At 68.5% G+C, this 23,896-nt stretch carries 22 protein-coding genes; 15 read left to right on the top strand and 7 right to left on the bottom strand.

Features of this window, described 5'->3' with window-relative positions:
* The first annotated feature begins 43 nt into the window (after positions 1 to 43).
* Positions 44 to 1,273 carry a radical SAM family heme chaperone HemW gene (hemW, locus tag AC5RVD_RS12655; RefSeq protein WP_494111207.1) on the top strand — a complete coding sequence of 410 codons (1,230 nt, stop codon included), beginning with the start codon at positions 44 to 46 and terminating at the stop codon, positions 1,271 to 1,273.
* Here the strand turns inward: hemW and AC5RVD_RS12650 are convergent.
* The gene (locus tag AC5RVD_RS12650; protein ID WP_494127087.1) at positions 1,221 to 1,847 is read right to left on the bottom strand and encodes a TetR/AcrR family transcriptional regulator; all 627 of its coding nucleotides are present in this window, start codon (positions 1,845 to 1,847) and stop codon (positions 1,221 to 1,223) included. The two genes, hemW and AC5RVD_RS12650, sit on opposite strands and share 53 nt — an antisense overlap.
* Positions 1,848 to 1,902: 55 nt before the next feature.
* Here AC5RVD_RS12650 and AC5RVD_RS12645 point away from each other — a divergent pair, with 55 nt between their 5' ends.
* Positions 1,903 to 2,388 (top strand): DUF4188 domain-containing protein, encoded by a 486-nt coding sequence (locus tag AC5RVD_RS12645; RefSeq protein WP_494127086.1) that lies wholly within the window; start codon positions 1,903 to 1,905, stop codon positions 2,386 to 2,388.
* Between the two features lie 13 nt (positions 2,389 to 2,401).
* Here AC5RVD_RS12645 and AC5RVD_RS12640 read toward each other — a convergent pair whose 3' ends face one another.
* Together AC5RVD_RS12640 and AC5RVD_RS12635 are read right to left on the bottom strand one after the other, a co-directional pair.
* Entirely contained in the window at positions 2,402 to 2,824 is a 423-nt protein-coding gene (locus AC5RVD_RS12640) for a DUF4870 domain-containing protein (protein ID WP_494120713.1), read from the bottom strand.
* Positions 2,825 to 2,934: 110 nt separating this feature from the next.
* Complete coding sequence (locus AC5RVD_RS12635; RefSeq protein WP_494127085.1) at positions 2,935 to 3,777, bottom strand: DUF3097 family protein; 843 nt, start codon at positions 3,775 to 3,777, stop codon at positions 2,935 to 2,937.
* A 146-nt stretch (positions 3,778 to 3,923) separates the two neighbouring features.
* Between AC5RVD_RS12635 and hrcA the strand changes: the two genes are divergently transcribed.
* The 3 genes from hrcA (at position 3,924) to AC5RVD_RS12620 (ending at position 6,972) form a co-directional block, all read left to right on the top strand.
* Positions 3,924 to 4,937, top strand: coding sequence for a heat-inducible transcriptional repressor HrcA (gene hrcA / locus AC5RVD_RS12630; protein ID WP_494111202.1), 1,014 nt, complete (start codon positions 3,924 to 3,926; stop codon positions 4,935 to 4,937).
* Between the two features lie 74 nt (positions 4,938 to 5,011).
* Positions 5,012 to 6,142 carry a molecular chaperone DnaJ gene (gene dnaJ, locus AC5RVD_RS12625; protein ID WP_494111201.1) on the top strand — a complete coding sequence of 377 codons (1,131 nt, stop codon included), beginning with the start codon at positions 5,012 to 5,014 and terminating at the stop codon, positions 6,140 to 6,142.
* 2 nt (positions 6,143 to 6,144) lie between these two features.
* Entirely contained in the window at positions 6,145 to 6,972 is an 828-nt protein-coding gene (locus AC5RVD_RS12620; RefSeq protein WP_494127084.1) for a 16S rRNA (uracil(1498)-N(3))-methyltransferase, read from the top strand.
* A 19-nt stretch (positions 6,973 to 6,991) separates the two neighbouring features.
* On the opposite strand, the gene AC5RVD_RS12615 is transcribed toward AC5RVD_RS12620, so the two are convergent.
* Positions 6,992 to 7,903, bottom strand: coding sequence for a GerMN domain-containing protein (locus AC5RVD_RS12615; RefSeq protein ID WP_494127083.1), 912 nt, complete (start codon positions 7,901 to 7,903; stop codon positions 6,992 to 6,994).
* A gap of 370 nt (positions 7,904 to 8,273) precedes the next feature.
* Here AC5RVD_RS12615 and AC5RVD_RS12610 point away from each other — a divergent pair, with 370 nt between their 5' ends.
* From AC5RVD_RS12610 to AC5RVD_RS12590, 5 genes are all read left to right on the top strand, one after another.
* Entirely contained in the window at positions 8,274 to 9,380 is a 1,107-nt protein-coding gene (locus AC5RVD_RS12610) for a PhoH family protein (protein WP_494127105.1), read from the top strand.
* The gene (ybeY, locus tag AC5RVD_RS12605) at positions 9,377 to 9,850 is read left to right on the top strand and encodes an rRNA maturation RNase YbeY (RefSeq protein WP_494111198.1); all 474 of its coding nucleotides are present in this window, start codon (positions 9,377 to 9,379) and stop codon (positions 9,848 to 9,850) included. The genes AC5RVD_RS12610 and ybeY overlap by 4 nt, the downstream gene beginning before the upstream one ends.
* A 9-nt stretch (positions 9,851 to 9,859) precedes the next feature.
* A complete protein-coding gene (locus AC5RVD_RS12600) occupies positions 9,860 to 11,197 on the top strand; it encodes a hemolysin family protein (protein WP_494127082.1) in 1,338 nt (445 codons plus the stop codon).
* Between the two features lie 38 nt (positions 11,198 to 11,235).
* Positions 11,236 to 12,183, top strand: a complete 948-nt coding sequence (gene era / locus AC5RVD_RS12595; RefSeq protein WP_494127104.1) for a GTPase Era — start codon at positions 11,236 to 11,238, stop codon at positions 12,181 to 12,183.
* A 295-nt stretch (positions 12,184 to 12,478) separates the two neighbouring features.
* The gene (locus tag AC5RVD_RS12590) at positions 12,479 to 13,996 is read left to right on the top strand and encodes an LCP family protein (RefSeq protein WP_494127081.1); all 1,518 of its coding nucleotides are present in this window, start codon (positions 12,479 to 12,481) and stop codon (positions 13,994 to 13,996) included.
* Between the two features lie 6 nt (positions 13,997 to 14,002).
* Here AC5RVD_RS12590 and AC5RVD_RS12585 read toward each other — a convergent pair whose 3' ends face one another.
* Positions 14,003 to 15,943, bottom strand: coding sequence for a M13 family metallopeptidase (locus AC5RVD_RS12585; RefSeq protein WP_494127080.1), 1,941 nt, complete (start codon positions 15,941 to 15,943; stop codon positions 14,003 to 14,005).
* A 211-nt stretch (positions 15,944 to 16,154) separates the two neighbouring features.
* Here AC5RVD_RS12585 and leuA point away from each other — a divergent pair, with 211 nt between their 5' ends.
* The 3 genes from leuA to AC5RVD_RS12570 all read left to right on the top strand — a co-directional run bounded on the left by leuA (position 16,155) and on the right by AC5RVD_RS12570 (position 19,524).
* Positions 16,155 to 17,906: a 2-isopropylmalate synthase gene (gene leuA, locus AC5RVD_RS12580; RefSeq protein WP_494111194.1), complete on the top strand. Its 1,752-nt coding sequence runs from the start codon at positions 16,155 to 16,157 to the stop codon at positions 17,904 to 17,906.
* A gap of 68 nt (positions 17,907 to 17,974) precedes the next feature.
* Positions 17,975 to 18,727 (top strand): DNA repair protein RecO, encoded by a 753-nt coding sequence (gene recO / locus AC5RVD_RS12575; protein WP_494111193.1) that lies wholly within the window; start codon positions 17,975 to 17,977, stop codon positions 18,725 to 18,727.
* Positions 18,724 to 19,524, top strand: a complete 801-nt coding sequence (locus tag AC5RVD_RS12570; protein WP_494111192.1) for an isoprenyl transferase — start codon at positions 18,724 to 18,726, stop codon at positions 19,522 to 19,524. Before recO ends, AC5RVD_RS12570 begins: the two co-directional genes overlap by 4 nt.
* A gap of 8 nt (positions 19,525 to 19,532) precedes the next feature.
* Here the strand turns inward: AC5RVD_RS12570 and AC5RVD_RS12565 are convergent, their stop codons facing one another.
* Positions 19,533 to 20,537 (bottom strand): alpha/beta hydrolase, encoded by a 1,005-nt coding sequence (locus AC5RVD_RS12565; RefSeq protein WP_494111347.1) that lies wholly within the window; start codon positions 20,535 to 20,537, stop codon positions 19,533 to 19,535.
* 99 nt (positions 20,538 to 20,636) lie between these two features.
* On the opposite strand from AC5RVD_RS12565, the gene AC5RVD_RS12560 reads away from it, so the two are divergent.
* Positions 20,637 to 21,704 (top strand): quinone-dependent dihydroorotate dehydrogenase, encoded by a 1,068-nt coding sequence (locus tag AC5RVD_RS12560; protein ID WP_494127079.1) that lies wholly within the window; start codon positions 20,637 to 20,639, stop codon positions 21,702 to 21,704.
* Positions 21,705 to 21,812: 108 nt separating this feature from the next.
* Here the strand turns inward: AC5RVD_RS12560 and AC5RVD_RS12555 are convergent, their stop codons facing one another.
* Entirely contained in the window at positions 21,813 to 22,397 is a 585-nt protein-coding gene (locus AC5RVD_RS12555; RefSeq protein WP_494127078.1) for a DUF3043 domain-containing protein, read from the bottom strand.
* A 109-nt stretch (positions 22,398 to 22,506) separates the two neighbouring features.
* Here AC5RVD_RS12555 and AC5RVD_RS12550 point away from each other — a divergent pair, with 109 nt between their 5' ends.
* Complete coding sequence (locus AC5RVD_RS12550) at positions 22,507 to 23,886, top strand: M20/M25/M40 family metallo-hydrolase (RefSeq protein WP_494127077.1); 1,380 nt, start codon at positions 22,507 to 22,509, stop codon at positions 23,884 to 23,886.
* Positions 23,887 to 23,896 lie beyond the last annotated feature (10 nt).

Genomic DNA, 23,896 nt, shown 5'->3' with positions numbered 1-23,896 from the left:
TCGGCAGTGCGTGTGACAACAACGACGGCGGAGGCCCGCCTCAGTGCCTAGCGTCCTGCCCCTTGGGGACCCGGCGCCGGCCGACGGTCTGCTGCCCGCCCAGGCGGCGGAAGGTGCGGAAGACCGCGCGTTCTGCCTGTATGTGCACATTCCGTTCTGCCGGGTGCGCTGCGGCTACTGCGATTTCAACACCTATACCGCCAAGGAGCTGGGTTCGGGGGCGTCGCAGGATGAGTACTCGGGCACGCTGAACACGGAGTTGGATCTGGCCGCGCGGGTACTGCGCGGTTCCGGTGTGCCGGACCGGCCGCTGTCCACTGTCTTCTTTGGGGGCGGCACGCCCACCCTGCTGCCGGCGGCGGACCTGGCGTCGATGCTGCGCCAGGCGGCGGGCCTGTGGGGTCTGGAGCCGGGCGCCGAAGTCACCACCGAAGCCAACCCGGACTCGGTCACCCCGCAGTCGCTGCAGATCCTGGCCGACGCCGGTTTCACCCGGGTGTCCTTCGGCATGCAGTCGGCCGTGCCGCACGTGCTGCAGGTGCTCGACCGGACGCACGACCCGGAACGGGTGCCGCAGGCCGTGCAGTGGGCACGCGACGCAGGGCTGAATGTCAGCCTTGACCTGATCTACGGCACGCCGGGCGAATCCATCGCGGACTGGGAAGCCAGCCTCGACTCCGCGATCAGCTGCACGCCGGACCATATCTCCGCGTACGCCCTGATCGTCGAGGAAGGCACCAAACTCGCCGCCCAGATCCGCCGCGGCGAAGTGCCCGGCATCGACGACGATGACCACGCCGCGAAGTATGAGATCGCCGACGCGCGCCTCGGCGCCGCAGGTTTCGAATGGTACGAGGTCAGCAATTGGGCCCGCACTCCCGGGGACCGCTGCCGGCACAACCTGGCCTACTGGCGCGGGGACGACTGGTGGGGAGCCGGTCCCGGCGCACATTCGCACATGGGTGGCGTCCGGTGGTGGAACGTGAAGCACCCCGCGGCGTACGCCCAGCGTTTGGCCACGGGGGTCTCTCCGGCAGCCGGCCGCGAGACGCTGGACACCGGCACCCGTCAGCTGGAACACGTAATGCTGCAGACCCGCATCATCGACGGGCTGCACACCCGGGATTTGGGGCCAAACGGGCGGAAGGCCGTGGCCGGACTGATCGCCGATGCCCTGGTCGACCCCGCCGCGGCCTTCGCCGGCACCATCCGGCTCACCCTCAAGGGCCGGCTGCTGGCCGACGCCGTGGTGCGGCGGTTGCTCGAGGACTGACCGCCCCGGCCTCCAGCGACCGGCCCACCCGGTGGAGGGCCGCCTCGTAGGCTGAGTCCCAGCTCCACCCCGCCGCGGGCGCGCCCGCCAGCTCCAGCGAGACGAGCCCGTGGACCTGGCCCCACACAACGCCGACCATGGACGCGACGTCGTCGTCCGATGCCCCGGGAAGGGCGGCGGCGACGGCGGCAAACAGCGGCGCGATCGCCGGTTCCGCGGCGCCGGGCGTTGGCCGGCACGGCACTTGGCTCGCCAATGAACCGCCGAACATGAGGCCGTACAGGACGGGATGCTCCAGGGCCCACGCCCGGTAGGCCCTGCCCAGCGCTTCCAGCCCACCGGGAGCGGCCCGCTGCTGGGCGGCCGCAAAGGAGGCAAAGCCGTCGTCGAGGACGGCGGTCAGCAATTCTGCCTTCCCGCCGAAGAGCGAGTACACCGCCATCGTCGACGTCCCGGTCGCCGCCGCGATCGCCCGGAGCGACACGGCGGCTGCGCCGTCGCGGGCTATCAGGGTGGCGGCGGTGTCGAGGAGCTTGCGGCGCACCGAATCATCGTGGACTATGGGTCTTGCCATGCCCCAAGTATTCCATAACAATGTTCTATAACAACGTTACGAGAGGAATCGGCTCATGTTCGAACACGTACACACAGGACGGTTCACGGCCGATCCGGGCAGCGAACGGGTCACCGTCTTCCTCATCGGGATGCGCGCCAACCGATGGTGGAAGGTCGGCAAGGTGGCACGCACCGCGTCGGCGATGCCTGCGATGCTGGCGCACCTGGCAGCGGCGCCGGACGCCGGCCTGCTCGGCTACCACCAGTGGCTCGGGCGCACCACGATCCTGGTCAGCTACTGGAAGAGCCCGGAACATTTGCAGCGGTTCGCGTCCGACCGCGCGGCGCCGCACCTGGAACCCTGGCGCCGTTTCATGCGGGAATCGGCCGGCAGCGGGGACGTCGGCGTGTGGCACGAAACCTACGAGACGGTGCCGGGAGGCCGCGAGAGTGTATACAGCGACATGCCGCGCTTCGGTTTGGCAGCCGCGACCGGCCACGTGCCGATCGCGGCGGGGATGAACACCGCGCGCCAGCGGTTGTCGCGGCAGGCAGGGTAGGAGGGCGGTGCCGCTACCCGAACAGGCGCAGGTTGTAGGCGTACCGGTACGGAACGCCGCGGTTGCACTTGACGCCGGCAATGACGGAATTGACCGTCAGGAAGACCCAGATGGCGGCCGCGATGACGGCGAAGAGTCCGCTGACCGCCGGAATGACGATCAGCAGGTTCGCAATGATGGCCACCACGGTGGGCGGCACGGTGAAGTTCAGGGCCTCTTTGGACTCCTGGGCGGTAAACGGTCCCCGGTCCTTGAAGATCAGGTAGATCGCCAGGGACGGGAAGCAGCCCAGAATGCCGCCGAAGTGCGCCATGGTGGCCCATTGCCGGTCCTCCGAAGGGGTCAGGGGCAAGGCGGACGCCGACGCGCTCTGGTACTGCTGGCGCGGAGCGGACTTGCGCTCCGGCTGCTGCTTACGAGCAGAGTTATCGGACACTGGACCTACCTTCGGAAAAATCTGCTGATGGCTCACTTCTGTTCCTAGCCTAGCCGTTCCACCCCGCTATCCGGTGCATTCCGCGGGCGCCGGCGCCGGCCCCAACCGGCTCAAACCGTCAGGAAATCGATGACTTCTTCCACCCGGCCCAGCAGGCTGGGCTCCAGATCGGCGTAGGTGTTGACGCTGCCCAGCAGCCTCTTCCAGCCGTCGGCGATGTCGATCTGCGTCCGGTGCGGCCAGCCGAGACCGGCGAGGATACCGGTCTTCCAATCGGTGCCGCGCGGCACCACCGGCCACTGGGCCCGTCCGATGACGGAGGGTTTGATGGCCTGCCACACATCGACATAGGGGTGGCCCACAATCAGTACGTTGCCCGAGGCGGCGGGCACGGCCATGGCGGCCTCGGCAATCCGCCACTCCTTGGAATTGGGGACCAGGTGGTCCACCAGGATGCCGAGCCTGCGCTGCGGCCCGGGGGAGAAGTCCGCCACTGCCGCCGCCAAATCGTCCACGCCGTGAAGGGGTTCCACCACGATCCCCTCCACCCGGAGGTCGTCTCCCCAGACCTTTTCGACGAGCTCCGCGTCATGCTTGCCTTCGACCCAGATCCGGCTGGCCCGCGCCACCCTGGCCCGCTGTCCCTCGACCTTGACCGAACCGGATGCCGTCCGTTGCCGGACGGGAGCCTTCGCGGCGGGCGCCGCCGGCACCACCTTCACCGGCTCGCCCTCGAACAGGAAGCCGAAGCCCAGCGGGAACGAGCGGACCTTGCCCCGCCGGTCTTCCAGCGAAACCAGATGCACACCCCCGGACTTCTCCACCCGAACCACGGCGCCGACCCAGCCGCTCTGTGCGTCCTCCAGCACCAGGCCCGGTTCGGCGCCGATTTCGCGCAGTGCCCGGACCTTGGGGGCGGTCAGATCCTGGGGGCCCCAGCCGTAGCTGCTCATAAGCTTTAAGTCCTCTGCTGGTTGTCGTCCTCACGGCACGGCCGCCCGACAATGCTAACAACGGCGGCGACGTATTAGACTTAGCACTTGGACGTGTTGAGTGCTAACAGTCTGTCCGCAGACGAGTTGGAGACAGGAGGAGTGCAGTGAGCGAGGTCCGGAGGCTGGAAGTGCTCCGCGCCATTGTCGAAGACTATGTGCACTCGCGCGAGCCGGTGGGCTCCAAGGCACTGGTCGACCGGCACAGCCTGGGCGTGTCGTCAGCCACCATCCGCAACGACATGGCGGCGCTGGAAGAAGACGGGTTGATCGTTGCCCCGCATACCAGTGCCGGCCGGATTCCCACGGACAAGGGCTACCGCCTGTTCGTGGACCGGATTTCGGACGTCAAGCCGCTCTCTGCCCCCGAGCGCCGCGCCATCCAGAAACTGCTGGACGGCGCCGACGACCTCGACGATGTCATGGAACGCACCGTGCGTTTGCTGTCCCAGCTGACCAACCAGGTGGCCGTGATCCAGTATCCGCAGCTGGGTGCCGCCAGGGTGCGGCACATCGAGTTCATCTTGCTGGGTCCGCGCAGGGTTTTAGTGGTGCTGATCGCAGACAACGGCAAGGTGGAACAGCATGTCGCCGCGCTGCCCGCGGACGTTACCGAGGATGCCCTGGCCACGCTGCGCGCCGCGTTCCTGTCCGCTCTGTCCGGAAAAGCGCTGGCGGCAGTGCCGGGCCTGCTGAAGACCTTCCCGGTGCCGGCGGAGGCCGCGCCCGCGGGCACGGCCGAGGCCCTGGCATCGCAGCTTGCACAGCTCGCCGCGGCCACGAACGAGGAGCGGATCCTGATGGCCGGCACGGCCAACCTGGCCCGTTCCACGGTCGACTTCCAGCTGAGCATCGGCCCCATCCTCGAGGCCCTCGAAGAACAGGTGGTGCTGCTGCAGTTGCTCTCCGAGCTGCACCAGGACGCCCGGGGCATGTCGGTGAGCATCGGCAGCGAAAACCCCTACGGTTCGCTGGCCGAAACCTCGGTGGTGGCCACCGGGTACGGCCCGGGCGCGACGGCCAAGGTCGGCATCCTCGGCCCCACCCGGATGGACTATCCCACCACCATGGCCGCAGTGCGCGCCGTCGCACGTTATTTGTCACGGATCCTCGCCGGCTAGCCACACGCCGCGCAGTGTCCCCACCGGCCGTCGTCGCCGGTGAACCGATCCCCAGGAAGTGAAGTACTACTAAGGTGAGTAACCACTACGACGCCCTCGGTGTCAGCCAGGATGCCTCGACCGAGGAAATCAAGAAGGCCTACCGCAAGCTGGCCCGCAAACTGCACCCGGACGTGAACCCCGGCCCGGAGGCGGCCGAACAGTTCAAGCAGGTCAGCCACGCCTACGAGGTGCTGTCGGACCCGCAGAAGCGGCGCATCTACGACACCACCGGCAACGAGAACGGCAACGACAACGGCTTTGGCGGCGGTTTCGGCGGCGGCTTCGCCTTCCAGGACATCTTCGAAAGCTTCTTCGGCGGCGCCGGAGCAGGCGGCGCGGGCCCGGCCTCCCGGACCCGCCGGGGCCAGGACGCCCTGATCAACGTGCGGATCGACCTCAAGGACGCGGTCTTCGGGGTCAACAAGAAGATCGAGGTGGACACCGCGGTCGTCTGCCCCACCTGCGACGGCAGCTGCTGTCGCCCCGGTACCAGCCCGCGCACATGCGACATCTGTGGCGGCTCCGGCCAGGTCCAGCGTGCGGTGCGGTCCATCCTCGGCCAGGTCATGACCACCGCCGCGTGCGGCAGCTGCCAGGGCTTCGGCACGATCATTCCCGACCCCTGCAACGAGTGCAACGGCGAGGGCCGCATCCGCAGCCGCCGTTCGCTGACCATCAAGCTCCCGGCGGGTGTCGGGACCGGGACGCGGATCCAGCTGGCAGGACAGGGCGAAGCCGGACCGGCGGGCGGACCGCAGGGTGACCTGTATGTGGAAATCCGGGTGAATCCGGACAAGAATTTCCTCCGCGAGGGCGACGACCTGCACGTCACTCTCTCGGTGCCGATGACCGCTGCCGCGCTGGGCACCGACCTCACCCTGGACACCTTCGACGGTGAACAGGAAATCAGCATCAAGCCCGGCACGCAGGCGGGCGAGACTCTCACCCTGCGCGGCCTGGGCGTGACCCACCTGCGCGGCTACGGTCGCGGCGACCTGCAGGTGCACGTGCATGTGGAGACCCCCAGCAAGCTGGATGCGGAGCAGGAGGACCTGCTGCGCCGGCTGGCCCGGGCCCGCGGCGAGGAATACACCGAGGGCAAGCTGGCGTCCTCCGGCACGGGCGTCTTCGCCCGCCTGCGGGACCGGCTCGGTAACCTTTAGGCGTGACCAGCCACCTGTTCTTCACCGCTCCCGGCGAGCTCGACGCCGTCGCCCCGGGCGACAGCTTCACCCTCGGCGGCGACGAGGCCCGGCATGCCGTCACGGTCAAGCGGATTGAACCCGGCGAAGCGGTCGATCTCGCCGACGGGCGGGGCCGCCGGCTGGTCGGCGAGGCTGTCGCCGGCACCTCCGGCCAGCTCACCGTCCGGGCGCTGCACGTCCTGCACGAGCCCAGGCCCGACCCGGAGTTGGTGCTGGTGCAGGCCCTTGCCAAGGGAAACCGCGACGAACTTGCCATCGAGGCAGCCACCGAACTGGGCGTCGATGCCGTGGTGCCGTGGCAGGCCGAACGCAGCATCGTGCGCTGGAAGGCGGACAAGGCGGCCAAGGGCGCGGCGAAATGGCAGCTGGCGGTCCGGGCGGCCGCCAAGCAGTCGCGGCGTGCGCGTGTTCCGGAAGTGGAGCCGCTGGTGGAACGGGCCGGACTCTGTGCCCTGATCCGGAACAGCCGGCTGTCGCTGCTGCTGCATGAGGACGCCGAGGGCAGCGTGGCCGACGCCCTGGACGGCGCCGGGTTGCGTGCGGGCCCATCCCCCGGGGAGCGCGGCGGAAACGACGACGGCGGTGCCTCACCCGAAGGGCGTACCGGCGGCGCTACGCGCGTGCTGATGATTGTGGGTCCGGAAGGCGGGATGAGCCGGGCCGAAGTGGACGCGATGCTCGACGCCGGGGCGGTGGCCGTTCGGCTGGGTCCGCACGTCCTGCGTTCCTCCACGGCCGGACCCGCCGCCTTGACCTTGCTCAGCGAGCTGCTGGGCCGGTGGCGCTGACCGGGCGGGCAGAACTGCCCTAGGTGATGGTGAAGACCTTGCTGTCCACATTCTGCCGTTCTTCGATCGGTCCGCCCTGGTCCTTTTGGAACACGTACAGCCGGTAGGTGCCCGGATCCAGCTTTTGGCTGAACCTGAACTCGCCGATCTGGCCGGCGTCTGCATCAACGCGGGCCGTGCCGTCCTTGACCAGCTCGCCTTCGGATGTGTCCGCGGAGTTGGCAATGCGGTAGATCTGCCAGCTCAGCTCCGATTCGAACGCGACACCGCGGCCGAACACCTCCACGCGTCCGGCGGAGGTGGCACCTTCGGTCGGATCGATGATCCACACCGGGGCCGCCAGGCTGCTGTTCCGGGCCATGGGCTGGCCCAGCGGCACATGGCCGAAGGCTTTATACCCGTGGTGCCCGTCCACGAGGATGACCACTTCCAGGGGATTGTCCGACGTGCTCAGCCCGGCGTTCGCCGCCGCGGCCGTGGCGGTGTAGACCAGTTGCTGCACGGCACGTTCGGCGATGCCGGCGTCCACGCGGCGGCTGAAGGCGTCCGAGGAGATGTCCAGCGTGATGACCGAACCGTTGGTGATGGAAGCGCCCACCTTGCTTGCCGGGCTGAGCGGATTGAAGTAGTCCGGATCAAGGGGCTGCAGCCGCGTCAGCGCGGCCACCGCCGTCGTAATGGGGTCACCCAGGTTTTCCGCCTGGCGGTACTCGCGGTACAGGAACACGTTCTCGGCGTTGGTGCCCAGCCAATAGATGGGGGAGAGCTCCGAGGAGCGCAGGGTCTCGACCGGCACGCTGGAGACCAGGGGGCTGCTGGCCGAAGCGGGATCGGTGGGATTGGGCATGGAGGTCTGTCCGCCGCCGCCACCGCCGGCGGCCTGCGGCGAGCATCCGAGCAGCACCAGCGACGAGGCAGTGACCAGGGCCAACCACGCACCGAAGCGGCGTGTTGGGACCGAGCCTGCAGGCTGCCGGAGCTGGTTGCTGGTGATACTTTCGATCCCTTCTGGCGTGCGGAATGACTGGGTGGAGGTGGGGCGGGAACGGGCGGCTGCCGCCCTTCCTGCCCCACTAGCTTGGCACACGGTAGGGGGGCTGATGGCTGCTTTAACCAGCGCTCAACCGGACTGATGCACGATTGATGCCGGATCGATACCAAGGCGTTTTTCGCCCCCGCAGAGGACTGCGCGGCGGCTCGTGCCGTAGCATGGACTTGTATCGTCAGCACCGGAACCCTTTCCGGCTTACCGCTAGCAAGCGCCCACCGAAGGAGCGATGAAAGGCCACCTCGGCCGGACTATGTCCCAATCACGCCTGGATGTCGATCCGCTGGGATCAAGCAGCCGTTCCGTCCATTTCGATTCGTCGGAACACATGGTCAGGGCACTCGGTGCCCACGACGAGGTGCTGCGGGTCATCGAGTCGGAGTTCAGCGATGTGGACCTGCATGTACGCGGCAACGAACTTTCCATCTCCGGCCCCGCCGACGCGGTGCAGCTAACGCTCAACGTGGTGGAAGAGATCCGCGCCCTGGCGGCGAAGGATACGAGGATCACCGCGCAGGTGGTCGCCCAGCTGCTGCGCATGCTCGGCGAACAGTCGGCGCAGCGGCCGGCCGAGGTCCTGACACTGAACATCCTCTCCTCGCGCGGCCGCAACATCAGGCCGAAGACCCTGAACCAGAAGAACTACGTCGAAGCCATCGACAACCACACCGTGGTGTTCGGCATCGGCCCGGCGGGTACCGGCAAGACCTACCTGGCGATGGCCAAGGCGGTGCAGGCCCTGCAGCACAAAGAGGTCAACCGCATCATCCTGACCCGTCCCGCCGTCGAGGCGGGGGAGCGGCTGGGCTTCCTGCCGGGCACGCTCAGCGACAAGATCGACCCGTACCTGCGCCCGCTCTACGACGCCCTGCACGACATGATGGACCCGGAGTCCATTCCGCGCCTGATGGCCGCGGGCACCATTGAGGTGGCGCCGCTGGCCTACATGCGCGGGCGCACGCTCAACGATGCGTTCATCATTTTGGACGAGGCGCAGAACACCACCCCGGAACAGATGAAGATGTTCCTCACCCGGCTCGGCTTCGGCTCCAAGATGGTGGTGACCGGCGACGTGACGCAGATCGATCTGCCCGGCGGCACCAGCTCGGGCCTGAAGATCGTCAGCGAAATACTCGACGGCGTCGACGATGTCCGCTTCTCCCGGCTGGACGCCACTGACGTGGTCCGCCACCGGCTGGTCAGCGACATTGTGACGGCGTACAGCCGCTGGGACGAGTCCCGCCGGGGCGATGGCGGCCGTGGTGACGCCGGCCGCGGCGACGCCAAACGTGGGCCGCACCGCGCGTCCGCGGCCAGGCGGAAGACGGAAGCGGAAGCCGGCCCGGAGGGTGGAGCATGAGCATCGAGGTCAACAACGAATCAGCCGTCCCCGCCAACGAGGAAGAGTTGGTGCGGCTGGCACGGTTCGTGCTGGATTCGCTTTACGTCCATCCGGAAGCGGAACTGTCCATCATCATGGTGGACACCGAAGCGATGGAACGGCTGCACATTGAGTGGATGGACGAGCCGGGCGCTACCGACGTGCTGTCCTTCCCGATGGACGAGCTGCGTCCCGGTACCGCGATGAAGCCGGGCCCGCCCGGCGTGCTGGGCGACATCGTGATCTGCCCGCAGGTAGCGCAGGAGCAGGCGCAGAACGCCGGGCACGGCCTGTTGGACGAAATGCTGCTGCTGACCACGCACGGCATCCTGCATCTGCTCGGCTTCGACCACGCCGAGCCGGCCGAGAAGGAAGAAATGTTCGGCCTGCAGCGCCAGCTGCTGTCGTCCTTCACGGGCAAGGCAGCGCCCACCGAAACCACCCTGTAGAGACCGGCGATGCTCTGGATACTGGCCGGCATGACGCTGGCTTTCACGCTCTTCGCCGGGGTGCTGACCGCCGCCGAGGCCGCCTTCACCTACCTGCCGCGGCACGACGCCGAACACCTGCTGCGTTCCGGGCGGAGCCGCAGCCTGCGCCTCATCCTGGCCTCGCCGGCGGCACACATGCACGGGCTGCGGTTCTGGCGCGTCTGGTTCGAGATGGCCGCCGCCGTCGCCATTGCGCTGCTGTTCCACGATCTGCTGGGCAACATCTGGCTGGCCGGCCTGCTGGCCACCGTCACGATGGCCGCCGTCGGGTTCGTGCTGGTCGGGGTGTCTCCGCGGCAACTGGGCCGGATGCACGCCAGCGCCGTCGTGCTTTCCACCGCACTGCCGGTCCGGCTGCTGTGCTCGGTGCTCGGTCCGGTGCCCCAATGGCTGGTCCGGTTGGGCAGCGCGGTGGCCCCGAACGCGCCGCGCGCCGACGCCGCCTTCTTCACCGAGGAGGAGTTCCGCGAGCTGGTGGACCGGGCCAACGAATCCGACATGATCGAGGACACCGAGGCGGAACTGATCCACTCGGTCTTCGAGCTGGGCGATACCAAGGTCCGGTCGGTGATGGTGCCGCGCACGGACATGCTCAGCATCGACTCCGGCTCCACGCTGCAGGAGGCCATGACGCTGTTCCTGCAGTCCGGCTATTCGCGGATCCCGGTGATCATGGACACCGCGGACCAGATCCGCGGCATCGTCTACCTGAAGGACGTGGCCGCCCGGATCCACGGCCGGGCCGACCACGGCGCCGGCATGCTGGTGGACCAGATCTGCCGCGAGGTCCGCTACGTTCCCGAGTCCAAGTCGGTCGGCGAGCTGCTGCAGGAGATGCAGCGCGAGTCCACGCACGTGGCCATCGTGATCGACGAATACGGCGGCACCGCCGGCCTGGTCACGCTGGAGGACCTCATCGAGGAGATTGTCGGCGAGATCGTCGACGAATACGACACCGAGCGCCCCGAAATCGAGGCGCTGCCGGACGGCCTGTACCGGGTCAGCGCCCGCACCGGCATCGACGACGTCGGCGAGCTGTTCAACCTGGAGCTGGACGACGAAGAGGTGGACACCGTCGGCGGGCTGCTGGCGAAGACCCTCGGCCGGGTGCCGATCGTCGGCAGCGAAGTAGTGCTGGACGGCCTGCATCTGCGTGCCGAACGGCTGGAGGGGCGGCGCAACCGCGTCAGCCACGTCCTGGCCTGGTATGAAGCGCCCGCCCGGGACCAGTACGTTAACGACGACGACGGCGCTGCCGCCGCCGATGACCCCGCCCGGATGCCCGGGACGGAGAGGGAACGATGACCAACCCCGAAAATGCCGAAAACAGCACCGACAAGGCCATGGCCATGCCCTCCAGCGGCTGGCCGGAGGACTACCGCGCCGGTTTCGTGTCGCTGGTCGGCCGCCCGAACGCGGGCAAGTCGACCCTGACCAACGCGCTGGTCGGGCAGAAGGTGGCCATCACCTCCGCCAAGCCGCAGACCACCCGGCACACCATCCGCGGCATCGTGCACCGGCCGGACGCCCAGCTGGTGCTAGTGGACACGCCGGGCCTGCACCGGCCCCGGACCCTGCTGGGGCAACGGCTGAACGACCTGGTGGCGGACACGCTTTCGGAAGTGGACGCGATCGGCTTCTGCCTGCCGGCCAACGAGAAGATCGGTCCCGGCGACCGCTTCATCGCCAACCAGCTGGCCGGCCTGTCCGGCAAGCCCGTGGTGGCGCTGGTGACCAAGACCGACCTGATGGACAAGCAGGCGCTGGCCGAGCAGCTGCTGGCGGTGGCGGCGCTGGGCGAGGAGATTTTCGGCCCGGATGGTTTCGCCGACATCGTGCCGGTTTCCGCCGCCAAGGGGGACCAGGTACAGACTGTCGCCGATGTGCTGGTCCAGCAGATGCCGATGTCGCCGCCGCTCTATCCCAACGGCGAACTCACGGACGAGCCGGAAGCCGTCATGGTGGCCGAGCTGGTCCGGGAAGCGGCGCTGGAGGGCGTACGCGACGAACTGCCCCACTCGTTGGCCGTGGTGGTCGAGGAGATCGTGCCGCGCGAAGGCCGCAGCGCCGACAACCCGCTGCTGGATGTCAGGGTGAACCTCTTCGTGGAACGTCCGTCGCAGAAGGCCATCATCATCGGCAAGGGTGGGGAGAGGCTCCGTGACGTCGGCACCCGTGCACGCAAGGGGATCGAGGGCCTGCTGGGCACCCGCGTCTACCTGGATTTGCACGTGAAAATCGCCAAGGACTGGCAACGCGACCCCAAGCAACTGGTGCGGCTCGGTTTCTGAGCCGCGGGGGCAGCAGGGAACTTTCCCCGGCTGCAACCCGTAGAATACTTAGCGGCCAGTGATTGGGCTGGCCGCGTCTTTTCATCTGACTTACAACCGTGCAGAGGGGTATCCCGTGGCTCATCGCGGCAGTTTCGGTGATGACCCGCAGACCCCGACGGGACAGCCGCCGGCCGGGCAGGCTCCCGCGGGGCAATCCCCGGCCGGTCCGGGCACGCCGCGACGCGGAGCGCCGCGGCGGCAACCGAACCCGAGGCACATGGGCCGGGGGCCCAGGTTGCTGTGGCTGAAGGTCGTGGCAGGCGCCCTGGCGCTTGCCCTGGCGGCGGGTGTCGGCGTCGTCGTGTTCAAAATCGTGGGCCTGCGCGACAGCATAGCCACCTCGCCGCTGAACCTGGGCAGCGGCACCCAAGGGCTTCCGGTGGACCTGAGCCGCGATCCCGTGCAGATCCTGATCCTGGGTACCGACACGCGCGCCGGCAGCGACGGCCGGTACGGCTCGGATGGCCCCTCCGCGGGCTTCGGCAAATCGGACGTGATGATGCTGATGAACATGTCCGCGGACCGGGAGCGGGTCACCGTGGTCAGCCTGCCGCGCGACCTGCTCACCACCATCCCCACCTGCACCGATCCGGAGACCGGCGAGGTCTATCCGGAGCAGCAGGATGCCCAGCTCAATGCCGCCCTGACCTATGGCGGCCCCGGCTGCACCGTGGCAGCCGTCAACGAGATGACCGGCCTGGAGATCGACCACTTCATGATGGCCGACTTCAACGCGGTCAAGGAGCTCTCCACGGTGATCGGCGGGGTGGAAGTCTGCGTCAACGAACCCATCAACGACAGTTACTCGAAGCTGCGGCTGCCGGCCGGCGTGAGCACGGTGCAGGGCGAGCAGGCGCTGGCGTTCCTGCGCACCCGGCACTCCTTCGGCGACGGCGGAGACCGCGGCCGGATCCGTGCGCAACAGAGCTTCCTGGCCTCCATGGCCCGCAAGGTCCAGTCCGAAGGCACGCTGACCAACGTGCCCCGCCTCTACTCCATCGCCGAGGCCGTGGTCAACAACCTCACGGTGGACGAAGGCCTGGCGGAGGTTCCCCGGCTGCTGGCCCTGGCGGACCGCGTCAAGGGCGTGGACCTGGGGAAGGTCGCGTTCGTCGCGCTGCCCACGCAGAGCGCCCCGATGGACGAAAACCGTCTGGTCCTGGACGAGGAGCCGGGCCAGGCCCTGTTCCAGATCCTGCGCGAGGACGGCGACGTCACCGCACCGGAGGTCAACGCCGCGGGGTCGCCGCCCGACCCGACGGCCACCGGAGAAGCCGGCGGGGAACCCACGGCCGCCGCCGGAGACGGCGGGACATCGTCCCCGAAGGAGACCGACGACGGCGGGGCGACGGCCGGCGCGACGACGGCGCCCGGGGAGGACCCGACCGCCGGCGTGCCGTCCTTCGACCCGGCCGAGCAGCCCGTCAAGGTGATCAACGCCTCCGGTGCGGCCGGCCGCGACGAGGAACTCTCCGAACAACTGCAGGCACTGGGCTACGTGCTGGCGGCCCCGGCCGATGCCGGATCCGAACGCACCACCACGCAGCTGTACTATTCGGCCGGCTTCGAGCACGTGGCCCTCGCCCTTGCGGAAGAGCTGAACGTCCCCCGGGCCAACGTCCTCGCCTCCGGCGACCACTACGGCGTCGCGCTTTCGGTCGGCCGGGACTTCGCCAGCGGCGCGCAGCTGGCGGAGACCGGCGGTGTGGCCGGCGGCTTCAAGGGCCAGACCGCCGACCAGGTCACCTGCCAGCAGCCCGGCGCCTTCTAGCGGCCGCTACCAGATCCTGACGCGCTCGGCCGGGGAGAGCCACAGCCCGTCGCCGGAAGCGGTGCCGAACGCCTCGTGGAACGCGTCCAGGTTGCGCACCACCTGGTTGCAGCGGAATTCGTTCGGGGCATGCGGGTCGACCGCCAGCCGGCGCGCCGCCTCCTCGGAACGGATCTTCTGGCGCCAGCATTCGGCCCAGGAGTAGAAGAACCGCTGGCTGCCACTGAGCCCGTCGACCACCGGGGCTTCCCGGCCCGCCAGGCTCAGCTGGTACGCACGGTACGCGATGGCCAGCCCGCCCAAGTCGCCGATGTTCTCGCCCAGGGTGAGTTCGCCGTTGACCGTGTTGCCGGGAGCCTCCGCGGGGCTGAGCGCGGCGTACTGGGCCACCAGTTGGCCGGTGAGCTGCTCGAAGGCGGCCCGGTCTTCGTCGGACCACCAGTTCCGCAGCGCACCGGTGCCGTCGTACTGCGATCCCTTGTCGTCGAAGCCGTGGCCGATCTCGTGGCCGATGACAGCCCCGATGGCGCCGTAATTGGCCGCGGCATCGGCGTCGGCGTCGAAGAAGGGCGGCTGCAGGATCGCTGCGGGGAAGACGATCTCGTTCATGGTCGGCATGTAGTAGGCGTTGACCGTCTGCGGCGTCATGTGCCACTCGGCCTCGTCGATGGGCCCGCCCAGCTTCGCGAGGTTGCGGCGGACCTCGAACTCGTTGGAGGCGAGGACGTTGGACCAGACATCGTTCCCGGGCACGAGGCTGGAGTAGTCGATCCACTTCTCCGGGTAGCCGATCTTGGTGCGGAACGCGGCCAGCTTCTCCAGGGCTTTCGCGATCGTGGCGCTGCTGAGCCAGGGCAGGGCGGAAATGCTTTCCCGGTAGGCGGCCAGCAGGTTGGCGACCAGTTCCTCCATCCGTTCCTTGTGCGCCGGCGGAAAGTGGCGCGCCACGTATTCCTGTCCGATGGCTTCCCCGAGGGCGCCCTCCACCAGGGCCACGCCGCGCTTCCACCGCTCCTTGAGTTCCGGGGTGCCGCTGAGCGTGCGGCCGTAGAAGCCGAAGTGGGTCTGGACCGCTTCGTCGTGAAGATAGGGCGCCGCCGTCGTCAGCACCTGGAGCCGCAGCCAGGCCTGCCAGGCCTCCAGCGGCTCGCTGTCCAGCAGGGCGTCCAGCGTGCTGAGGAACCCGGGCTGGCAGACCACCATCTCGGCCGCGCCGCCGGCTTCGGGACCCAGCGCCGCCAGCCAGTCCGGCATCCAGTCCGCCACGGTTGCCACCTGCCCGGCGGTGCGCAGGTTGTAGGTCTGCTGCGGATCGCGGCAGGAGACCTTGTCCAGGTGTCCGGCCGCCAGCTTGTGCTCGAGGTCCAGCGCGGCGTCCGCCTGCGCCGGGTCGAAGCCTGCCAGCCGCAGCATCTTCCCGGCGTATTCCCGGTAGGCCTCGCGGATGGGGCCGAAATCGGCTTCGCGGTAGTACGCCTCGTCCGGCAGGCCCAGCCCCGACTGGTACAGGTAGATCAAGTAGCGGGTGGGGTCGCCGGCGTCGTTGTTGACGAAGAACGCGAGCGGATACGCGGCGCCGCTGCGGCTGAAGGCTCCGATAACCTCGCGCAGCCCGTTCCGGTCGGCGATCTTCGCGATCGCGGCGAACTGCTCCGCCAGCGGCGAGAAGCCCTTGGCCTCGGCCACGTCGGTGTCCATGAAACCGGCGTAGAGCACGCCGATCTTTCCCGCCGGACTGGTGGGATCCGGGTGTGTGGCGGCGTCTTCGATGATGGCCCGAACGGATTCCTCGGAGGCGTCGCGCAGGGCGGTGAAGGAGCCTTCCAGCGCCCGGTCGTCGGGGATGGCGGTCTCCGCAAGCCACTTCCCGTTCACGTGCCGGAAGAGGTCGTCCTGCGGGCGGACGGCCGGGTCGACGTTGGACAACACGATGCCGGAGCGGCTCATGGGCGCCTCATTTCATAGTTGCATTCATCTTTTCCCTCACATCCTACGCACCGTGCTAGTGTGAAATTGTGCGCGCAGGAATGCTCCTTCTTAGCTGCCGCGGCGAGGCCACGCGAACTTCTGTTTGACAGGCCGAACCCTCGCTGCGGAGTTTGTGTTGCCCGGCCAAAATTTTTCGATTAGCTCTCATGAGAAAAGGCCACACACCAAAATGCGAAACGCACAAAAGTCCTCCGGAATGCCCATCCATAAGTACATTCCCTTCCAGGACCAGATCGCCGTAGAACTGCCCGACCGCACCTGGCCGGACAAAGTGATGACGAAGGCCCCGCGCTGGTGCGCCGTGGACCTGCGCGACGGCAACCAGGCGCTGATCGATCCAATGAGCCCGGAACGCAAGCACAAGATGTTCGACCTGCTGGTGAAAATGGGCTACAAGGAGATCGAAGTCGGTTTCCCGTCTGCATCGCAGACCGACTTCGACTTTGTCCGCCAGCTGATCGAGGGCGACCGGATCCCCGATGATGTGACGATCCAGGTCCTCACGCAGTCCCGCGAGCACCTGATCGAGCGCACCTACGAGTCCATCGCCGGCGCCGGCCGCGCCATCGTGCACCTGTACAACTCCACCTCCGTGCTGCAGCGGCGGGTGGTGTTCCGGGAGGACCAGGACGGCATCGTGGACATCGCCCTGCAGGGCGCCCGGTTGTGCCGAAAGTACGAAGAGGGCCTGAAGGGCACCGAGATCACCTACGAATACTCGCCCGAGTCGTACACCGGCACGGAGCTGGAATTCGCCGCCCGCATCTGCAACGCGGTCACCGACGTCTTCGAGATCTCCGCGGACCGGAACGTCATCTTGAACCTGCCGGCCACGGTCGAGATGGCCACCCCGAATGTCTACGCCGATTCCATCGAGTGGATGTCGCGGAACCTGAACAACCGTGAGAACGTGATCCTCTCGCTGCACCCGCACAACGACCGCGGCACCGGGGTGGCAGCGGCGGAACTGGGCTACCTGGCCGGCGCCGACCGGATCGAGGGTTGCCTGTTCGGCAACGGCGAGCGGACCGGCAACGTGGACCTTGTGACGCTGGGGCTGAACCTGTTCAGCCAGGGCATCGATCCGATGATCGATTTCTCCAACATCGACGAAGTGCGCCGCACCGTCGAATACTGCAACCAGCTGCCGGTGCCCGAACGCTCCCCGTACGGCGGCGACCTGGTTTTCACCGCGTTCTCCGGCTCCCACCAGGACGCCATCAAAAAGGGCTTCGAGGCCATGGAGGCCGACGCGGCCGCCCAGGGCAAGACGGTGGACGACCTGGTCTGGGCGGTGCCCTACCTGCCGGTCGATCCCAAGGACCTGGGCCGCAGCTACGAAGCCGTCATCCGGGTGAACTCGCAGTCCGGCAAGGGCGGCGTGGCCTACCTGCTCAAGCACGAGCACAACCTGGACCTGCCGCGCCGCGCCCAGATCGAGTTCTCGGGCGTCATCCAGCGCCGCACGGACACCGTGGGCGGCGAGGTCAGCCCGGCGCAGCTGTGGGAAACCTTCAACGACGAGTACCTGCCAACCCCGGACAACCGGTGGGGCCACTACACCCTGGGGTCGGTCAAGACCGACAGTGCCGACGACGGTTCGTTCCAGCTGACCGCCACCATGGGCGTGGACGGCGTCCAGAGCCGCCGCACGGCCGAAGGCAACGGCCCGATCGCCGCGCTGCTGGAGATCTTCCGGCAGGACGGCGTGGATGTCCGGGTTCTGGACTACACCGAGCACGCGCTCTCGGAGGGCGGCAACGCCCGGGCCGCGGCCTACGTCGAGTGCGCCGTGGGCGACCGGGTGCTGTGGGGCATAGGCATCGACACGAACACCACCATGGCCTCGCTGAAAGCCGTGGTGTCGGCGGTGAACCGCGCGATTCGCGACGAAGGCGCCAAGAGCGCCGGATCGCTCTAGGAAACCGGCCAGCGGGCTTCCCTGCCGTACCGCCGGAGGGAAGCCCGCTTTAGTGGGAGAATGGAACGGTGTCCAACAGATCCTTCGCCTCCCGCACGTACCGGGACCAGGGCGTCATCCTGCGGACCCACAAACTCGGCGAGGCCGACCGGATCATCACGCTGCTGACCAAACAGCACGGCCAGATCCGGGCGGTTGCCAAGGGCGTCCGCCGCACCAGCAGCAAGTTCGGCGCCGTGCTGGAACCCTTCATGGTCGCGGATCTGCAGCTGGTCTCCGGCCGGAGCCTGGACATCGTCACGCAGGCCCAGATGGTCGGGCCGTACGGCCGTGACATCGCCGCCGACTACACCAAGTACACCTCCGCCGCCGCCATCTGCGAGACGGCGGAAAAACTCACCGACGTCGACGGCGAATCAGCAGGAGCGCAGTACGGCCTGGTCATCGGCGCGCTCTCCGCGCTCAGCCGCAGCGTGCACGCGCCCGAGCTGATCCTTGATTCCTACCTGCTGCGGGCCCTGGCGACGGCGGGCTGGGCCCCCAGCTTCGACGAGTGCGCCCGGTGCGGTGCGCAGGGTCCGCATACCGCCTTCGCCGCCCCGCTGGGCGGCGCGGTGTGCCACGACTGCCGTCCGCCCGGATCGGCCTCGCCCGCACCGGAAACGATGCAGTTGCTGGCGGCCCTGCTCTCCGGCGACTGGCCGGCAGCGGACGCCTCCGCCGCCGGTCCGCGCCGCGAGGCCGCCGGCCTGGTGGCCAGTTACCTGCAGTGGCACCTTGAACGAACCCTGAAATCCCTCAAGCACGTGGAGCGAGTGTGACCCCTGATTCCCGGCATCCGCAGCAGCCATGGCCGCATCCCTCCGGCGCCAAACCGCCCGCGCTTCCGCCGGCGCTGGTCCCGGAACACGTGGCCATCGTGATGGATGGCAACGGCCGCTGGGCGAACCAGCGCGGGCTGCCGCGGACGGAGGGGCACCGTGCCGGGGAAGCGGCGCTGCTGGACGTGATGGCCGGTGCGATCGAGATCGGCGTCAAACACGTCAGCGTGTACGCCTTTTCCACCGAGAACTGGAAGCGGTCCCCGGAAGAGGTCCGCTTCCTGATGGGCTTCAGCCGGGATGTGCTGCGCCGCCAGCGCGACCAGCTGGACGCCTGGGGCGTGCGCATCCGCTGGTCCGGGCGCCGGCCCCGGCTGTGGAAGTCGGTGGTCAACGAGCTGGAGGTCGCCGAGCGCCAGACGGCCGGCAACGGCACCTGCACGCTGACAATGTGCGTGAACTACGGGGGGAGGGCGGAAATTGCCGACGCCGCCGCCGCCATTGCCGCCGACGTCGCCGCCGGCCGGCTGCGGGCGTCGTCGGTCTCGGAGAAGACCGTGCAGCGCTACCTTGACGAGCCGGACCTGCCCGACGTCGACCTGTTCCTGCGCACGTCGGGGGAGCAGCGCTTTTCCAACTTCATGCTTTGGCAGTCCGCGTACGCGGAGATGGTGTTCATGGATACCCTCTGGCCCGACGTGGACCGCCGCACGCTCTGGGAAGCCATCGACATCTATGCACGCCGCGACCGGCGGTACGGGGGCGCGGTGGACGCCGCGGCGGTTGGCGGGGCCTAGCCCTACGGTTACTGAGTGCCCGTGAGGTCCTCGCTCCGGTCGTCCTGCAACACGTAGGCCTGGGCCCAGCGCTGCAGCCGGGCGTAGGCGTCGCGGCGCACGTCGGCCCGGGACAGGAACACATCGTGCAGGGCGTCCTGCACCTGCTCGATGGAGACGCTGTATCCCAGCCGGACCGCCCGCTCGGTCATGGTGCGGATGTCCAGCACCACGTCCGTGCTCCTCATGTCCTCGTGCCAGACCGAGCCGTTCATGCTGCGCGTCGAAGACATCACCAGCACCGGGATCTCCAGCTTGAGGCCCTTGGCCACCTTCGACTGTCCATCCCAGATGGCGCTGAGCCACCCGGCGCGCACGGGGAAGGCCTCCGGCGGCCGCAGCTTCGGGTCCAGGTCCCATTCGCCTTCGGCGGTGCTGCTGATGCTGCGGTAGTAAAAGCCGCGGACCGGCAACTTGATCTCGGTTTCCGGCTTCAGCCGGGACAACGGTTCCAGCACCGCGCCCGCGGCGCGGCGGACCAGGGAGCTGCCGTGCATTTCCAGCCAGGGACTGTTCAGGACGAGGGCGCGCAGCTCGCCCGGGTGTTCCGCCGCCCACAGGGACGCCACCAGTCCGCCGGTGGAGTGTCCCATCAGCGTGACCTTCGTCTCCGACTGCCCCCGTTCGTCACGGATCAGGTCCAGCGCCAGCGAAATCTCGTCCTCGTACTGGCGCAGGTCGGTCACAAAGCCGGCCGGATCGCCCTCCTGCAGGCTGCGTCCGTGGTGGTGCAGGTCCAGCGCAAAGAACGCCACTCCCTGGCGGTGCCAGAACTCCGCCAGTTCCGTATTGAAGAAATAGTCGCTCCAACCGTGCACATACAGGACGGCGTGCCCGCCGGGGGAGCGCTGCGGGGAGTGGGGCAGGTAGCGGATCAGCGTCGCCCGCTGCTCCCGCCCGCCGGGGGCCGGCACCTGCAGGACCGTGGACTCGAACTCCGGACCGAGCATGTCTTCCTGCCAGTCGGCTGCCATCGCCACGGTGGTCCTTCCTCTCTGCCCGGTCGCTGCCCCCATGTTATCGCCGGGTGGACACGGTTTGGTGCGGCGGCCTCCGCACGGAAAACTAGGACCATGCGCCTCTACCCAGCCTTCTTCCGCGCCGCGTTCTCCTGGATGGACGCCGAGCGTGCACACCGAATCGGTTTCCAGCTCATCCGCGCCGCGCACAGGTGCGGGGCCGGGGCTGTGCTGCGCCGCGTCACCCGGCCGGATCCGTCGCTGGCCACCGAGGCGCTCGGCCTGACCTTTCCCTCGCCGTTCGGCCTGGCAGCCGGCTTCGACAAGGAAGGTCACGGCATCGAGGCGCTGGCCGACCTGGGCTTCGGCGCGGTGGAGGTCGGCACCATCACCGGGAGCGCGCAGCCGGGCAACGCGCAGCCCCGTCTGTTCCGGCTGATCGAGGACCGCGCCGTGATCAACCGGATGGGCTTCAATAACGACGGCGCGGCGGCCGTCGCGCCCCGGATCGCCGCGGCCCGGCGCGGCCTGGCCGCCAAATACGGCACGCTCCGGCCCGTCATCGGCGTCAACATCGGCAAGACCAAGGTGGTGGAACTGGACGACGCCACCGAGGATTACCTGAAGAGCACCCGGCTGTTGGCCCGGTCCGCGGACTACCTCGTGGTCAACGTGTCGTCGCCGAACACGCCCGGACTGCGGCTGCTGCAGAACGTGGACACGCTGCGTCCGCTGCTGCAGGCAGTGGGGGAGACCGCCGATTCCGTGGCCGGCCGCCACGTCCCGTTGCTGGTGAAGATCGCCCCGGACCTCAGCGACGAGGACATCGACGACGTCGCCCGGCTGGCGCTGGAACTGAACCTGGACGGCATCATCGCGACCAACACGACGGTTTCCCGCGACGGCCTGGTCTCGGACGAAACCAAGATCGCGGCCTGCGGTGAAGGCGGCCTCTCCGGCGCCCCGTTGAAGGAGCGCTCCCTCGACGTGCTGCGACGGTTGCGCAACGCGGTCGGGGACGACCTGGCGCTGGTATCGGTGGGCGGTGTCGAGACGGCCGACGATGTGCAGCGGCGGCTGGACGCCGGCGCCACCCTGGTGCAGGGCTACACGGCGTTCCTGTACGAGGGACCCTTTTGGGCCGGCCGCATCAACCGCGGCCTGGCCAAACGCCGGCATTGAACCGCCCGGCCCGGGCCCCAGGTGCAGCCCCGGCCGGGGCCGGGCGGCACGCAAAAGGGTCGGGAGCCGCGTTGCTCCCGACCCTTCGGACGGTCCGTCCCGGCGGAATCAGCCGGGGTATTCGCCGCGCTTGACCTGCGGCTTCGGCAGGCGCATCCGGCGCAGCTGCAGCCCGCGCATGACGCCGTACCAGACTGCCCCGCGCTCCACTTCGCCAAACTTGGCGGCCAGGCGCTTCTTGAGCTGCCGGCCGAGGATGAAGGCGTCGATGGCCACGAGCGCCAACAGCACCCAGAAGCCGACCAGGATGAAGGCCTGGACGTTGAGGTCGCGGACAAAGCTGAGGACCACGAAGATCAGGGCGAAGACAATCAGGAACTCGCCCAGCACCCAGCGGGCGTCCACGAAGTCGCGGACGAAGCGCTTCTGCGGGCCCTTGTCACGCACCGGCAAATAGCGCTCGTCGCCGGTGTTCATGGCCTCGCGCATCTTCAGCCGCTGCTCCGCCATGGCGGTGCGGTTGGCCTCCTTGGCGGCCTTGCGGTCGTTCGGGACCAGGGGGCGCTTGCGCGCGGCTTCCTGGTCCTTGCGCCGGGGCGTGGGCGCGCCCTTGCCGTACCGAGGCTGCTGGGCGTCGTTGGCCTGGTCGATGATTTCCTGGGGCGTGGGAGCCTCTTTTTTACGTCCGAACACCAGTCAAGAATACCGGACCGCGTACGGCCATTGTCCCCGTTGGACCCGCGCCGCCGGGGCATCCATCGGGGCATCGTCGCGGCGGAGCCCGGGCGATAGGGTGTCGACTATGACCAATGTGAACGTAGACGAACTTGCGGCCGCGGTAGACGTCGGCATGGGGCGCACCATCTCCTCGTTGGAACAGCTGGTTGCCATCCCGGGAATCGCCTGGCCGGCCTTTGATCCGGATGACCTGGCGCGCAGCGCGGATGCGGTTGCCGGCATGGTCCGGGAGCTGGGCCTGGAGGACGTGCAGATCCTTAGCGTGGCGAACGGCGAGGCCGCCGGGGGTCCCGCGGTCGTGGCGCGCCGCGCGGCCGCCGCCGGCAAACCGACCGTCCTGCTGTATGCCCACCACGACGTGCAGCCGCCGGGGGACCCGGCGCTCTGGCGGACGGAACCGTTCAAGGCCACGGAGATCGATGGCCGCCTCTATGGACGCGGCACCGCGGACGACAAGGCCGGGATCATGGTCCATCTGGCCTCGTTGCGGGCGTTGCTGGAGGTCGTCGGCGACGATTTCGGGGTCGGCATCACGCTGTTCATCGAGGGGGAGGAGGAGGCCGGTTCGCCGAGCTTCCGTCCGTTCCTCGAAACCCACCGCGAACTGCTGCGGGCAGACGCCATCATCGTCGCCGACTCCAGCAACTGGAAGGTCGGGATCCCGGCACTGACCACCAGCCTGCGGGGCCTGGTGGACGGCACCGTGGAGCTGCGCGTGCTGGAACATGCCGTCCATTCGGGCATGTTCGGCGGGCCGATGCTGGATGCCCCCACCCTGCTTTCCCGGCTGATCGCCACCTTCCATGACGACGACGGTGCCGTCGCCATCGAGGGCCTCGTTTCGGCTCCTGCTGCCGCAGTCGACTATCCGGAAGAGGACTTCCGCCGCGATTCGTCGGTGCTCGAGTCCGTGCAGCTTGCGGGCACCGGCAGCATTGCCGACCGGCTCTGGAACAAGCCGGCCCTGTCGGTGATCGGCTTCGACGCTCCCAGCGTTGAACTCGCGTCCAACACCCTGATCCCCGCCGCCCGCGCGAAGATCAGCCTGCGGCTGGCGCCGGGACAGGACCCGGACCAGGCGATGGAAGCGGTGGCCGCGCACGTGGCCGCCCACGCGCCCTTCGGCGCCGCCGCCACCTTCGTGCCGGGGGAACGCGGACACGCGTTCGCCACCGACACCTCCGCGCCGGCCGCCCAGGCGGCGTTGTGGGCACTGGAACAGGCCTGGGGCACGCGCCCGGTGGAGGCGGGCATGGGCGGGTCCATCCCGTTCATCGCCGACCTCACGGAAATCTATCCGGAGGCCCAGATCCTGATCACCGGCGTCGAAGACCCTGACTCTCGGGCGCATTCGGCCAATGAGTCGCTGCACCTGGGGGACTTCCGCAACGCGGTCCTGGCCCAGGCGCTGCTGCTGGCACGGTTGAACAACGAGGGCCTCTGAGGCTTGCTCG

The sequence above is a fragment of the Arthrobacter sp. THG-b23 genome, assembly GCF_059091265.1.
This window is presented reverse-complemented; position numbering and strand designations above follow the sequence as displayed.